Origin of the sequence: Agromyces mangrovi, from assembly GCF_030296695.1 — a bacterium.
Taxonomy (GTDB): domain Bacteria; phylum Actinomycetota; class Actinomycetes; order Actinomycetales; family Microbacteriaceae; genus Agromyces; species Agromyces mangrovi.
Window position 1 is genome coordinate 703,251 of the sequence record NZ_AP027737.1, and the last position, 12,418, is coordinate 715,668.

Here is a 12,418-nt window from a genome sequence, read left to right on the forward strand (position 1 = left end):
GAGCTTCAGGGCGTGCTCCCCCTCGACGGCAGCGCGGCCACCGCACGGGCCGCGGCCGCCTCCCACTGCCCGAGGTGCGGTGCGGGCAGGTCGCAGATGCGCGCGGAGTTCTGCAGGCGCGCGAGGTGCGGGCGCAACTCTTGCGCGTGCCCGTCCACCACGCCGAGGGTCTCGAAGATGCCGTCGCCGCGCTGCGTGCTGAGCTCGCCCACGCGGAGCGCCGGCTCGGCCTGGTCGACCTCGCGGAAGGTGGCCTGGATCGCCCGGTCGTCGACCTCGGCGTCGTGCGGCAGCGGGTCGATCAGCAGCGTGAACGTGTCGGGCATGGCACGATGCTACGCGCTCGGTGCGGGCGGGCGGATGCCTCGTGGAGACGATGGCGGCCGGCCGCAGAACGCCTCTCGGCGCGAGGCCGCTCGTAGCGGCGAGAATTGGAGCCCGGGGTTACTGCGACCGGCCACGACCAGTGTAAACAGTCGGCCGGGTCGGTTTCATTCCCGTTCGCCGGGCGCGATATCGCTCGCGCCCGGGCGCGTCAGTCGAGCCGCTCGCGCCGCCACAGTCGAGCGCACGCCGAGAGCTCGACCGACAGCTGGCTGAGCCGCAGCGCACGGGTCGTCAGCGAGGCGCCCCGGTCGGAGTCGGCGAGGTCGGCCGCGTCGGCCAGGCTCGCGGAGCCGAGGGCGGTGATGCGGCAGAACGAGGCGGCGCGCTCGAGTGCGATCGCGAAGTCGCCTGCGAACGCGCCGCGGAGGATCTGGTCGGCGAGCGCGAGCACCTCGTCGGGGCCGGTCGGCGAAGCCGCGCCGGCGACCACGCGGTCGCCCGTGGTGGCGAGCGCGGCACCCTGTTCGAAGACGTAGCCCATGCCGGTGGGGTCCTGCCGGATGAGCGCGCGCAGCAGGTAGATGCGCCACAGCGCGCCGGGCAGGCTGCGCGCGCCGGCGCGAGACCAGAGCTCGGCCACCGTGTCGATGCCGTGCTCGTCGGTGAACGACACGAGCCGCTCGACCACCTCGGGGTCGGGGTCGTCGCGCACGCGCGCGAGCAGCGCGGTCGCGCTGTCGTGCGCCGCGCGGTTCAGCTGCGCCGGGTCCTCGGCGCCCTCGTACCCCTCGAACGCCCCGGAGGGCATCCGCACTGGTCGGTGGTGGTCGGCTCCGCTCATACCCCGGCCACGATACCCCGCCTGCATCGGAGGACGGCCGGGCCTGTGGCATCCGCCCGACCCCGGTAGATTGGGTGCCCGGGCCTGTAGCTCAGTTGGCAGAGCAGTGGACTTTTAATCCATGGGTCGTGGGTTCGAGCCCCACCGGGCCCACCGTCACCGATCGGCGCTCACCAGCTGCTGAGCGCGTTGGTGCGAGATGCCGAGGGCAGCGCCCACTTCGCGGATGGTGAGTCCGTGCGCTCGGAGCGCCCGGGCCGCAGCCCGCGATTCCTCGGCCGCACGTGACCTGGCGTGCGCCTCTTCTGCACGCAGCGCGGAGGCCGCCGCGAGGTGCGCCTCCACCTCGATCGGCAGCTCGATCTCCACAGAGAGATCGACAGCAGCCGCATCCTGCCCAGTCACGCCTTCGATGTAGTCCGCGGCCATCTCCTCGACCTCGGCAAGATTGCGTGCCTGGGTCGCGCCGTCGAGGGACGGGATCTCCACGAACCAGAACTTTCCGTCCCTGCGGACAATCACCTCATACGTCGTTCGCGTCGCGGCCGTCATGTCATTCCCCGTCCTGATCGAGCGCTCGGTAGCAGTCGCGGAGGATCTTCGCGGCGAGCGCCTCACCGATCTCGCGGTGACGAGGGATCATGATGACCGTTCCGTTCAACCGGTACTTGTCGTGCTTGGTTCCCCCACGAACACCCACTCGACGCCGTGCGTCCGGGCGAGCGCGAATGCGCCTTTGCAGTGCCACCTTCTTCATCGCCAGTCTATCTCTCACTAGACATGGACGGCAATGGCGATCTAGACACTCAACGACCGCTCGGAACCGTCCCTTATGCGCCCGATCGTCGCGGTCCCGCGCGCGCGGACGCGAAGCTCGCGCCAAAGTCAGTTCAGTCGCGCAGCCGCACGCGGGTGTCGAGGAGAGGATGCGAGAGTGCCGCGAATCACTCCGCCGTCGCAGCCTCCAGGCGCACGAGCACCGACTTCGAGGCGGGCGTGTTGCTCACGTCGGCGACCGAGTCGAGCGGCACGAGCACGTTCGTCTCGGGGTAGTACGCGGCGGCGTTGCCGCGCGGGGTCGAGTACGAGACGATGCGGAACCGGGGCGCACGGCGCTCGACGCGGTCGGGCGCGACCGAGACCAGGTCGACGAGGTCGCCGTCGGTGAAGCCGGCCGCGGCGATGTCGTCGGGGTGCAGCATGACCACACGACGGCCGCCGGCGATGCCGCGGTAGCGGTCGTCCTTGCCGTAGATCGTGGTGTTGTACTGGTCGTGCGATCGGAGCGTCTGCAGCAGGAGGCATCCGCTCGGGATCTCGGGGTACTCGAGCGCGTTCGCCGTGAACCTGGCCGTGCCCGTCGCGGTCGCGAAGCGCCGGTCGTCGCGCGGCGCGTTCGGCAGGCGCAGGCTCTCGCCCTCGGCGATCGCCTCCTCGAGGCCCTCGAAGCCCGGCACGACGGCCGAGATGGCCGCCCGGACCTGCGCGTAGTCGCCGCGCCACGCGGCCCAGTCGACGGCGGGTGCGCCGCCGGGGGCGAGGGTCGGATGCTCCGAGGCGAACACCTCCTCGGCGATGCGGGTCACGATGGCGACCTCCGACAGCAGGTCGTCGCTCGCGGGCCGGAGCCGGCCGCGGGAGGCGTGCACCATGCCCATCGAGTCCTCGACGGTGACGCGCTGGTCGCCGGTCGCCTGCGCGTCGCGCTCGGTGCGCCCGAGCGTCGGCAGGATGAGCGCGCGGCGCCCGCCTATGAGGTGCGAGCGGTTGAGCTTCGTCGACACCTGCACGGTCAGCTCGAGGTTCGAGAGCGCCTTCTCGGTGACCTCGGTGTCGGGCGTCGCCCGCACGAAGTTGCCGCCCATGCCGATGAACACGCGCGCCTTCCCGTCGCGCATCGCGCGGATCGCGTCGACCGTGTCGTAGCCGTGCGCGCGCGGCGACGCGAACGCGAACTCGCGATCGATGGCGTCGTGGAACCACTCGGGCATCCGCTCGAAGATGCCCATGGTGCGGTCGCCCTGCACGTTCGAGTGCCCGCGCACGGGGCAGACGCCCGCGCCCGGGCGGCCGACGTTGCCCTGCAGCAGCAGCACGTTCACCACGTCGCGGAGGGTCGCGACGGCGTGCTTGTGCTGGGTGAGCCCCATGGCCCAGCAGACGATGGCGGAGGGGGCATCCGCCAGCATCGTGCCGACCTCGCGGATGCCGGCCTCGGGGAGCCCGGTGGCCCGCTCGACCTCGGCCCAGTCGAGCGCGCCCGCGGCCGCCGCGTAGTCGTCGAACCCGCTCGTGTGCTCGGCGATGAAGGCCTCGTCGAGCACGTCGCCGCGCTCGGCGTGCAGGTCGAGCAGCACGCGACCGAGGGCCTGGAAGAGCGCCTGGTCGCCGCCGAGGCGCACCTGCAGGTAGCGGTCGGCGATCTTCGTGCCGCGACCGACGATGCCGCGGGGCGACTGCGGGTCGTCGAAGCGGATGAGCCCGGCCTCGGGCAGCGGGTTGACCGCGACGATCGTCGCGCCGGCGAGCTTCGCCTTCTCGAGCGCGCTCAGCATGCGCGGGTGGTTCGTGCCGGGGTTCTGGCCGGCGACGATGATGAGCGACGCCGAGTGGATGTCCTCGAGGCTCACGGTGCCCTTGCCGATGCCGAGCGTCTCGGTGAGCGCCGACCCGCTCGACTCGTGGCACATGTTCGAGCAGTCGGGCAGGTTGTTCGTGCCGATGCCGCGCACGAGCAGCTGGTAGGCGAACGCGGCCTCGTTCGACGTGCGGCCGGACGTGTAGAAGATCGACTGGTCGGGGTGGTCCATGGCGCGCAGCTCGTCGCCGATGAGGCGGAACGCGTCGTCCCACGAGACGGGCGCGTAGTGGGTCGCGCCCTCCTCGAGCAGCATCGGCTCGGTGAGCCGCCCCTGCTGGCCGAGCCAGTAGTCGTCGTGCCCGCGCAGGTCGTCGACCGAGTGCTCGGCGAAGAAGGCGCGGCCCACCCGGCGCAGCGTCGCCTCCTCGGCCACGGCCTTCGCGCCGTTCTCGCAGAACTCGGCCGTGTGGCGCGAGTCCCCTCGGGCCAGGCGCAGCCCATGCAGTCGAAGCCGTCCTTCTGGTTGACCTTCAGCAGGGTCTGCGCGCTGCGCACGACGCCCATCTGCGCAATCGATGCCTGCACGGCGTGCAGCACCCCGGGTACGCCGACGGCGCGGGTCTTGGGCTCCGAGACCCGCAGTTCCGCCTCGTCGATGTCGGATTCGGGGGCGTTCCGCGCCATGGACGTGCTCCTTCGCCGGGTCGTGACGCGGTCACTCTACGCCAGCGGCGGCCGCCCGAGCCCGCACGGGATTTCCGCAACGCGTGCACACGGTGGAAGCTTGATGCATGTCACGGATGACAATGCGCCGCCGCATCGAGCGGGTGCGGGTCGGCGCGGGCGACGAGATCGCCACGAGCCGGCGCGAGGATCGCCTCGCGGTCGAGGAGCCCCTCGAGATCCGCGTGGGCGGCGAGCAGTTCGCCGTGACGATGCGCACGCCCGGCGACGACTTCGACCTGGTCGCCGGGTTCCTCCTCTCGGAGGGCGTGCTCGGCATCGGCGCGCCGGCGGCCATGCGGTTCTGCGCGGGCGAGCCCGGCCAGGAGAACACGTACAACGTGATCGACGCCACCTTGGGCCCGGATGCCGCGGCCGACGCGCTCCGCGACACCCGGCGCGTGCTCGCGACGAGCGCGTGCGGCCTCTGCGGCATCCCCTCGCTCGATGCCGTGACCAAGGCGTCGCGGTTCGACGTGGCCGACGACCCGCTGCGCATCGACCTCGGCGTGCTGCTGTCGCTGCCCGACCGCCTGCGCGACCGGCAGCGCCTGTTCGACGACACCGGCGGCGTGCACGCCGCCGGCCTGTTCACGGCCGACGGCGAGCTGCTCTGCCTCCGGGAGGACGTCGGGCGCCACAACGCGGTCGACAAGGTCGTCGGCTGGGCGGTGCGCGAGGGCCGGCTGCCGCTGTCGGGCACCGTGCTGCAGGTCTCGGGGCGGGCGTCGTTCGAACTGGTGCAGAAGGCGCGCCTCGCGGGCATCCCGATGCTCGCGGCGGTGAGCGCCCCGTCGACGGCCGCGGTCGAGCAGGCGGATGCCGCGGGGCTGACCCTCGCGGGCTTCAGCCGCGGCACGGGCATCAACCTCTACACGCGGCCCGACCGGGTCGTGCGATGACGGCGGCGCGATGAACTGGACCCTCGTGCTCGACCTGCTGCTGATCGCGGCGCTGGCCGGCGCGTTCGTGCGCGGCTGGCGGAGCGGACTGTTGCACACCGCGGGTGCGCTCGCCGGGCTGGTCGCGGGCGGCGTGGCGGCGTTCCTGCTGCTGCCGACGATCGTCGCGTGGATCCCGTGGCCGCAGTGGCGCGTGGTCGGCGCGTTCGCGGCCGCACTGCTGCTGCTCATCGCGGGCGCCTCGATCGGCGACGCGCTCGGGCGCCTCCTCCGGCGCGGAGCGGAGACCGTGAAGCTCGCCCCGGTCGACCGGCTGCTCGGCGGTGCCGCCACCACGGTCGTGGCGGCGCTCGTGATCGCGCTGCTCGGCGGCGGCATCGCCGCGATGGGCGTGCCGTGGCTGTCGCCGGTGGTCGCCTCCTCGGCGATCGTGCGCGGCATCGACGCGATCACGCCCGCACCGGCGCGCGCCGCGATCGCGCAGGTGCGACAGGCGGCGTTCGACGACGCCATCCCGTGGCTGTTCGACGCGCTCGGCCAGCCCACCGAGGCGCCAGACATCCCGGAGGTCGACACCGCCGGGCCGGAACTGCGCGAGGCCACGCAGTCGGTCGTGCGCATCTCGGGTGCCGCCTTCGAGTGCGGCATCTCGGTGACGGGCAGCGGATTCGTCGTGGCATCCGATCGGGTCGTGACCAACGCGCACGTCGTCGCGGGCGTCGACCAGCCGGTCGTCGAGGCACCGGGCCGCACGCCGGTGCCCGGCCGGGTCGTGTACTACGACGAGGACGCCGACCTCGCCGTGATCGCGACCGACGGGCTCGCCGCGTCGCCCCTCGCGCTCGGCGACACGCTGCCGTCGGGTGCCGAGGCCGTGGTGGCGGGGTACCCGTACGGCGGGCCGCTCGAGCTGGCGCCCGCACAGGTGCTGTCGGCGGGGCCGCTCGTGTTCAACGGCACGCTCGCCGACCGCCCGCGGGACGCCTACACGCTCGCCGCCGCCGTCTACCAGGGCGACTCGGGCGGCCCCGTGCTCACGACCGACGGCGTCGTCGCGGGCGTCGTGTTCGGCAAGGCGGAGTCGGTGGCCGACGTCGGCTACGCGGTGACCATGGTCGAGCTCGATCCCGTGGCCGAGGCCGCCGCCGGGCTGACGCAGCCCGTCGGCACGGGCGCCTGCCACGTGGGCTGAGGGCGGGCCGGGCTCCGTTCGCCGGCTCAGCCGACGATGGCGCGCAGCCCGCGCATGAGCGCGAGCCGCTCGTCGGCGGTGCGGCCGAGCGGCGCGGCCGCCAGCACGCCGACGCCCGCAGCGTCGAACGCGGCGACCCGCTCGGCGACCTGCGCGGGCGTGCCGACGAGGTTCATCGCGAGCGCGAGCTCATCGGGCACGGCGGCGACGGCCTCCTCCTTGCGGCCGGCGAGGAACAGCTCCTGGATGGTCGCCGCGACGTCGCCGTACCCGTAGCCCGTGACGAGCGTGTTGTAGAAGTTCTTGCCGCGCGCGCCCATGCCACCGACGTAGAGCGCGATCTGCTGCTTCACGGTCGGCAGCACGGCCGCGACGTCGTCGCCGATGTAGAGCGCGGTGGTCGCGAAGATCTCGAGCGGCGCGAGCGCCGGGTCGCGCCTCGCGGTGCCGGCGTCGAGCGCCTCGCCCCAGACGTCGCGGGCGCGCTCCGGGTGGAACAGCGTCGGCAGCCAGGCGTCGGCGATCTCGGCGGTCTGCTCGACCGACTTCGGGCCGAGCGACGCGATGAGGATCGGGATGTCGGCGCGCACGGGCTCGTTGATGAGCTTGAGCGGCTTGCCGAGCCCCGTGCCCTGGTCGGCCGGCAGCGGGATCGTGTAGTGCTTCCCGGCGTGCTCGAGGCGCTCGCGCCGCCAGACCGCCCGGCAGATCTCGACGACCTCGCGGGTGCGGCCGAGCGGGGCGTCGTACGGCACGCCGTGGAAGCCCTCGATCGCCTGCGGGCCCGATGCGCCGATGCCCAGCGTGAACCGGCCGTCGGAGACGAAGTCGAGGCCCGCCGCGGTCATCGCGGTGAGCGTCGGCGTGCGCGTGTAGAGCTGCAGGATGCCGCTGACCAGCCGCATCCGCTCGGTGCGCGCCGCGAGGAACCCCAGCTGGCTGACGGCGTCGAACGAGTACGCCTCGGGCACCACGACCAGCTCGACCCCGGCCTGCTCGAGCGCCTCGACCTCGGCGGCGGCCTCGCGGAAGCCGCCGGCATAGCTCAGCATCATGCCGATCTGCATGACGCCCCTACTCGGCCGAGAACCCGGCGAAGCGGATGCCCCAGCGGACCTCCCACTGCTCGCCGGGGTGCAGCCAGCGCACGCCCTTGCCCGAGTTGAACGCCTCGGCGGGCGCCGTCATCGGCTCGATCGCGATCGCGGCATCGCCGTCCTCGCCCGGGTAGGTGCGGGTCGTGTACACCTGCACGTAGCCGAACTCGTCGTCGGCCCACATCGCCACGCTGCGGCCGTCGGGCGCGGTGAGCGAGTGCACCGACTCGCCCTCCTCGACCTCGACCTCGCCGAACGCGTCGTCGAGCGACAGGTCGCCCACGCGCGCGCCGCCGCGCAGGTCGAACGGCGTGCCCTCGACCGGCACCTCGCCGGTCGGCAGCAGGCGCTCGTCGACCTCGATGTGGCTGGCGGCCGCGAGCCGCAGTTCGAGCTCCTCCGTGCGCACGCCGCCGATCTTCAGGAACGGGTGGGTGCCGACCGCGACCGGGGCGGGCTCGGAGCCGAGGTTCTCGATGAAGTGCGTGACGTCGAGGCCGTCGGAGACGAGCTCGTAGCGCACCGCGGTGCGCAGCAGGAACGGGTAACCGAGCTGCGGGTAGATGTCGGCGCCGAGCGTGACCGAGTCGCGGTCGCGGTCGAGCTCGTGGTACGCGGTGTAGCGCAGCAGGCCGTGGATGGCGTTGTTGCGAGCGGGCTCGGTGATGGCGAGCTGGTGCACCACCTCGTCGTGGGTCCAGCGCCCGTCGCGCACGCGGTTCGGCCAGGGCACGAGCACGATGCCGGAGCCGCTCGGGGGCTCTGGTCCTCGGGGAAGCCCGGCACGAGGTCGATGCCGTCGATGCTGAGTGCGCGGATGCCCGCGGCGACCGCCGTGATCGTGGCGCGGAGTTCGCCGCTCGAGGTGGTGGTGCTGAGCTCGAACTGCTCGCCCGTGGGAAGCGTCATCCCTACAGCCTATGGTCTGCCACCGCGACCGCCAGACCCGCCTCCTGCAATTCCGCGATCAGGGCGGCGGGCGCGGCGCGGTCGGTCACGAGGCGGTCGAACGCGTCGACGGGCGCGATGCGCCCGAGGTGCACCTCGCCGAGCTTCGACGCGTCGGCGACGACGATCGCGCGCGACGCGGCGTGCAGCATCTGCCGCTTCACCGCGGCCTCGGGCAGGTTGGCGTTGGTGACGCCGCGGGCGGCGTCGACCCCGTTGCATCCGATCACCGCGAGGTCGGCGTGCACCTCGTCGAGCACGGTGCCGGCGAGCGGATGCACCAGGGAGTGCTGTCTCGGACGCAGGGTGCCGCCCGTGAGGACGACGGTGAACCGCGGGATCTCGGGCTCGAGCTCGAGCGCGATGCTGAGCCCGTTGGTGAGCACGGTCACGTCGGCGAGGTCGTCGCGGGCGCGCAGCGCGCGGGCGACCGCGAGGGTCGTGGTGCCGACGTCGAGGATGATGCTCTGGCCGCTCTGCACCTCGGCGGCGACGGCGCGGCCGATCTCCTCCTTGGGCACGACGGATGCGGCGAGCGCCTCCTCGAAGCTCGGCTCGCGGTCGGGCCGGGCGGAGACCGCCCCGGCGTCGGCCGGCACGGCGCCGCCGTGCACGCGGCGGATGTCGCCGGAGCGCTCGAGCGCATCGAGGTCGGCGCGCGCGGTCACGTCGGTCACGCCGAACGCGCGGCCGAGCTCGCTCACGCGCACGAACCCGCGCTCGGCGACGAGCGCGAGCGCGCGTTCGCGGCGCACCGGCGCGGGCAGTGCCACGCGGGCGTCGTCGCTGCGGTCGTCGGTCATGAGAGGCATCCTGCCCTGCTTCGGGTTTCTTTGCAATGCAAAGCACCTTGTTTGCGAAAGCAAAGCAGCGTAGGCTGACCCCGCTATGAGCCACACGAACTCCCCCGCGCCGATCGTCGACGACCGCATCGCGGTGCGACGCACCTCGCTCGCCGACGGCCGCGACCTCATCTACTTCGACGACGCCGACACGACGCTGCCGCCCGAGCGCGCCGTCGACGAGCGCGAGCTCGCCCCGAGGCCCCCACCGCCGTGATGCGCCAGGACGCGCTGACCGGGGAGTGGATCTCCGTCGCCGCTGCTCGCCAGAACCGCGCGTTCCTGCCGCCGGCCCACCTCGACCCGCTCGCACCCCAGGCACCGGGAAATCCCTCGGAGATCCCCAGCAGCTACGACGTGGCCGTGTTCGAGAACAAGTCGCCGTCGTTCGGCCCCGAGCTCGGCCTGCCCGACGGGGAGGACGACGCGGCCGCCCTCGCGGCGTACCGCTCGGTCGGCATCGAGCGCACCCGCACGTCGGTCGGCCGCTGCGAGGTCGTGTGCTTCAGCCCCGACCACGAGGGCTCGTTCGGCACGCAGACGCCGTCGCGCGCACGCACGGTGATCGAGGCGTGGGCGCAGCGCACCGCCGAGCTGTCGTCGCTGCCGGGCGTGCAGCAGGTGTTCCCGTTCGAGAACCGCGGCGAGGCGATCGGCGTCACCCTGCAGCATCCGCACGGCCAGATCTACTCGTACCCGTACGTGACCCCGCGCACCCAGCGCCTGATCGACTCCGTCGACGCGTACGGCCCCACCCTGTTCGCCGACATCCTGGAGCGCGAGCGCACCGGCGAGCGCCTCCTCATCGCGGGCGAGCACTGGACGGCGTTCGTGCCGTTCGCCGCGCGCTGGCCGATCGAGGCGCACATCCTGCCGAACCGGCACGTGCCCGACCTCGCCGCCACCACGCTCGAGGAGCGCGAGGAGCTCTCGACGCTCTACCTGCGGCTGCTGCGAGGTGTCGACGCGCTCTACGACACGCCGACGCCGTACATCGCTGCCTGGCACCAGGCGCCCGTGCACGAGCACCGCGACGACGTGCGCCTCATGCTGCAGCTCACGAGCCCGCGCCGCGCGGCCGACAAGCTGAAGTTCCTCGCCGGCTCCGAGGCCGCGATGGGCGCCTGGATCGGCGACGTGCCGCCGGAGACGCAGGCGACCGCGCTGCGCGAGGCGATCGAGGGGGTGTCGCTGTGAGCGAGCGAGACGTGGTGGCCGAGGCATCCGACGGCTTCGCCGCCCGCTACGGACACGACGCCGACGGCGTGTGGTCGGCACCGGGACGCGTGAACCTCATCGGCGAGCACACCGACTACAACGACGGGTTCGTATTCCCCTTCGCGATCGACCGGCGCACCGCGGTCGCGCTGGGTGCGAGAGGCGATCGGATGCTGCGCGTCGCGAGCACGTTCAGCGACGAGGTGATCGAGATCGGCATCGACGCGCTCGCGCCCGACGCGGTGTCGGGCTGGTCGGCGTACCCGCTCGGCGTGGCCTGGGCGCTCGGCGAGTTCGGCGCCGACCTGTCGGGCGTGACGGGCGTCGACCTCTTCGTGGCATCCGACGTGCCGATCGGCGCGGGGCTGTCGTCGTCGGCCGCGATCGAGAGCGCCGTCGCCCTCGCGCTCGACGAGCACTGGGGCCTCGGACTCGACCGGCCGACCCTCGCGAAGGTCGGCCAGCTCGCCGAGAACCGCGCCGTCGGCGCGCCGACGGGCATCATGGACCAGTCGGCGTCGCTGCTCGGCGAGCAGGACGCGGGCGTGTTCCTCGACTGCCGGAGCCTCGACGCGGAGGTGATCCCGCTCGGCTTCGACGCCGACGGCCTCGCGCTCATGGTGATCGACACGAAGGTCGAGCACTCGCACGCGACCGGCGGCTACTCGGCCCGGCGGGCGTCGTGCGAGGCGGGCGCCGCGGCCATGGGCGTGGGCTCGCTGCGCGAACTCGAGGTGTCCGACCTGGAGCGCGCGGCATCCGTGCTCGACGACGAGACCTACCGGCGCGTGCGCCACGTCGTGACCGAGAACGCGCGCGTGCTCGACACCGTGCGCACGCTGCGCGAGATCGGACCGACGGGCATCGGGCCGCTGCTCGACGCCTCGCACGTGTCCATGCGCGACGACTTCGAGATCTCGGTGCCCGAACTCGACCTCGCCGTCGAGACCGCACAGGCGCACGGCGCGATCGGCGCGCGCATGACCGGCGGCGGGTTCGGCGGTGCGGCGATCGCGCTGGTCACCGACGCGCTCGTGCCCGTGATCGAGCGGATCGTGCGGGCGGCGTTCGCCGAACGCGGCTACGCCGAACCGGTGATCTTCACGGTGCGGGCGTCGCAGGGGGCTACTCGGGAGCGCTGACGGCGCTGGGCGTGCCGCCCGTGACCCGCACGAGCTCGTCGAAGCTGGTCGGGAACACCGTCCGGGCGTGCCCGGCTGCGGCCCACACCACGTCGTAGCGCGCGAGGTGCGTGTCGACCACGGTGCGCACGGGTGACGGATGCCCCACCGGGGCCACTCCGCCGATCACCTGCCCCGTGGCATCCTTCACCCGCTCCTTGGACGCGCGGCCGATGGTGCCACCGAGCTCGGCGCCCAGCCACTCGGTGTCGACCCGGTGCGCACCCGAGGTGAGCACGAGCAGCGGCTCGTCGTCGAGCAGGAAGACGAGCGAGTTGGCGATCTGGCCGACCTCGATGCCGAGCGCGTCGGCCGCGAGCTGCGCGGTCGTCACGGCGCCGTCGAACCAGCGGATCTCGGGGGTCAGCCCCTGCTCGGCGAGCGCCGCCTGCACGCGGTCGACGGCGGGGTGGGCGGGCGTGGGCTGCGGCGAAGTCACGCGGTGATCCTACGCGGCACCGAGTACGCGAACTGCGGGAACTCACGCAGCGTTTCCGCAGTTTGCGTACTCCGTCGCGGGGAACCGACGCGACACCCGCAGGCGATAGGGTGCGGCCGTGACCGCA

13 protein-coding genes, 1 tRNA gene and 1 pseudogene are annotated in these 12,418 nt (G+C 72.9%); 6 read left to right on the forward strand and 9 right to left on the reverse strand.

The features are described 5' to 3' along the window. Nucleotides 1-5 precede the first annotated feature (5 nt). The gene (locus tag QUE38_RS17375) at nt 6-326 is read right to left on the reverse strand and encodes an aminotransferase class IV (RefSeq protein ID WP_350227525.1); all 321 of its coding nucleotides are present in this window, start codon (nt 324-326) and stop codon (nt 6-8) included. Nucleotides 327-535: 209 nt separating this feature from the next. Next, a complete protein-coding gene (locus QUE38_RS03350) occupies nt 536-1,168 on the reverse strand; it encodes a DNA-directed RNA polymerase subunit beta (RefSeq protein WP_286310205.1) in 633 nt (210 codons plus the stop codon). Between the two features lie 80 nt (nt 1,169-1,248). Between QUE38_RS03350 and QUE38_RS03355 the strand changes: the two genes are divergently transcribed. Beyond that, nucleotides 1,249-1,321, forward strand: a tRNA-Lys gene (locus QUE38_RS03355). A gap of 3 nt (nt 1,322-1,324) precedes the next feature. Here QUE38_RS03355 and QUE38_RS03360 read toward each other — a convergent pair. From QUE38_RS03360 to QUE38_RS03370, 3 genes and pseudogenes are all read right to left on the reverse strand, one after another. Beyond that, on the reverse strand, nt 1,325-1,720 hold the full coding sequence (locus QUE38_RS03360) for a hypothetical protein (RefSeq protein ID WP_286310207.1): 396 nt from the start codon (nt 1,718-1,720) through the stop codon (nt 1,325-1,327). A 1-nt stretch (nt 1,721) separates the two neighbouring features. After that, on the reverse strand, nt 1,722-1,925 hold the full coding sequence (locus QUE38_RS03365) for a hypothetical protein (RefSeq protein WP_286310209.1): 204 nt from the start codon (nt 1,923-1,925) through the stop codon (nt 1,722-1,724). A 187-nt stretch (nt 1,926-2,112) separates the two neighbouring features. Continuing rightward, nucleotides 2,113-4,433 (reverse strand): annotated as a pseudogene (locus tag QUE38_RS03370) (FdhF/YdeP family oxidoreductase). A gap of 107 nt (nt 4,434-4,540) precedes the next feature. On the opposite strand from QUE38_RS03370, the gene fdhD reads away from it, so the two are divergent. Both fdhD and QUE38_RS03380 read left to right on the forward strand, forming a co-directional pair. Then, nucleotides 4,541-5,374, forward strand: a complete 834-nt coding sequence (fdhD, locus tag QUE38_RS03375; RefSeq protein ID WP_286310210.1) for a formate dehydrogenase accessory sulfurtransferase FdhD — start codon at nt 4,541-4,543, stop codon at nt 5,372-5,374. Between the two features lie 10 nt (nt 5,375-5,384). After that, complete coding sequence (locus QUE38_RS03380) at nt 5,385-6,566, forward strand: MarP family serine protease (protein ID WP_286310212.1); 1,182 nt, start codon at nt 5,385-5,387, stop codon at nt 6,564-6,566. Nucleotides 6,567-6,592: 26 nt separating this feature from the next. On the opposite strand, the gene QUE38_RS03385 is transcribed toward QUE38_RS03380, so the two are convergent. From QUE38_RS03385 to QUE38_RS03395, 3 genes are all read right to left on the reverse strand, one after another. Next, entirely contained in the window at nt 6,593-7,633 is a 1,041-nt protein-coding gene (locus tag QUE38_RS03385; RefSeq protein WP_286310213.1) for an LLM class F420-dependent oxidoreductase, read from the reverse strand. A gap of 7 nt (nt 7,634-7,640) precedes the next feature. Further along, the gene (locus QUE38_RS03390; protein ID WP_350227526.1) at nt 7,641-8,402 is read right to left on the reverse strand and encodes an aldose 1-epimerase family protein; all 762 of its coding nucleotides are present in this window, start codon (nt 8,400-8,402) and stop codon (nt 7,641-7,643) included. Between the two features lie 172 nt (nt 8,403-8,574). Continuing rightward, entirely contained in the window at nt 8,575-9,414 is an 840-nt protein-coding gene (locus QUE38_RS03395) for a DeoR/GlpR family DNA-binding transcription regulator (protein ID WP_286310214.1), read from the reverse strand. An 85-nt stretch (nt 9,415-9,499) separates the two neighbouring features. Between QUE38_RS03395 and QUE38_RS17820 the strand changes: the two genes are divergently transcribed. From QUE38_RS17820 to galK, 3 genes are read left to right on the forward strand one after another with little or no spacing between them, the layout of a single operon-like run. Then, on the forward strand, nt 9,500-9,670 hold the full coding sequence (locus tag QUE38_RS17820) for a hypothetical protein (RefSeq protein WP_433996938.1): 171 nt from the start codon (nt 9,500-9,502) through the stop codon (nt 9,668-9,670). Continuing rightward, nucleotides 9,667-10,650 (forward strand): galactose-1-phosphate uridylyltransferase, encoded by a 984-nt coding sequence (gene galT, locus QUE38_RS03400; RefSeq protein WP_433996939.1) that lies wholly within the window; start codon nt 9,667-9,669, stop codon nt 10,648-10,650. Before QUE38_RS17820 ends, galT begins: the two co-directional genes overlap by 4 nt. Continuing rightward, complete coding sequence (galK, locus tag QUE38_RS03405; protein WP_433996940.1) at nt 10,647-11,813, forward strand: galactokinase; 1,167 nt, start codon at nt 10,647-10,649, stop codon at nt 11,811-11,813. The genes galT and galK overlap by 4 nt, the downstream gene beginning before the upstream one ends. Here galK and QUE38_RS03410 read toward each other — a convergent pair. Then, nucleotides 11,797-12,291, reverse strand: coding sequence for a YbaK/EbsC family protein (locus tag QUE38_RS03410; RefSeq protein ID WP_433996941.1), 495 nt, complete (start codon nt 12,289-12,291; stop codon nt 11,797-11,799). The two genes, galK and QUE38_RS03410, sit on opposite strands and share 17 nt — an antisense overlap. Between the last annotated feature and the right edge of the window lie 127 nt (nt 12,292-12,418).

What these genes read in the sequence shown, in the direction of transcription:
- QUE38_RS03360 (WP_286310207.1), bottom strand. Translation starts at nt 1,720, where the DNA reads ATGACGGCCGCGACGCGAACGACGTATGAGGTGATTGTCCGCAGGGAC.
- QUE38_RS03350 (WP_286310205.1), bottom strand. Translation starts at nt 1,168, where the DNA reads ATGAGCGGAGCCGACCACCACCGACCAGTGCGGATGCCCTCCGGGGCG.
- QUE38_RS03385 (WP_286310213.1), bottom strand. Translation starts at nt 7,633, where the DNA reads ATGCAGATCGGCATGATGCTGAGCTATGCCGGCGGCTTCCGCGAGGCC.
- fdhD (WP_286310210.1), top strand. Translation starts at nt 4,541, where the DNA reads ATGTCACGGATGACAATGCGCCGCCGCATCGAGCGGGTGCGGGTCGGC.
- QUE38_RS17820 (WP_433996938.1), top strand. Translation starts at nt 9,500, where the DNA reads ATGAGCCACACGAACTCCCCCGCGCCGATCGTCGACGACCGCATCGCG.
- QUE38_RS03380 (WP_286310212.1), top strand. Translation starts at nt 5,385, where the DNA reads ATGAACTGGACCCTCGTGCTCGACCTGCTGCTGATCGCGGCGCTGGCC.
- QUE38_RS03365 (WP_286310209.1), bottom strand. Translation starts at nt 1,925, where the DNA reads ATGAAGAAGGTGGCACTGCAAAGGCGCATTCGCGCTCGCCCGGACGCA.
- QUE38_RS03395 (WP_286310214.1), bottom strand. Translation starts at nt 9,414, where the DNA reads ATGACCGACGACCGCAGCGACGACGCCCGCGTGGCACTGCCCGCGCCG.
- QUE38_RS17375 (WP_350227525.1), bottom strand. Translation starts at nt 326, where the DNA reads ATGCCCGACACGTTCACGCTGCTGATCGACCCGCTGCCGCACGACGCC.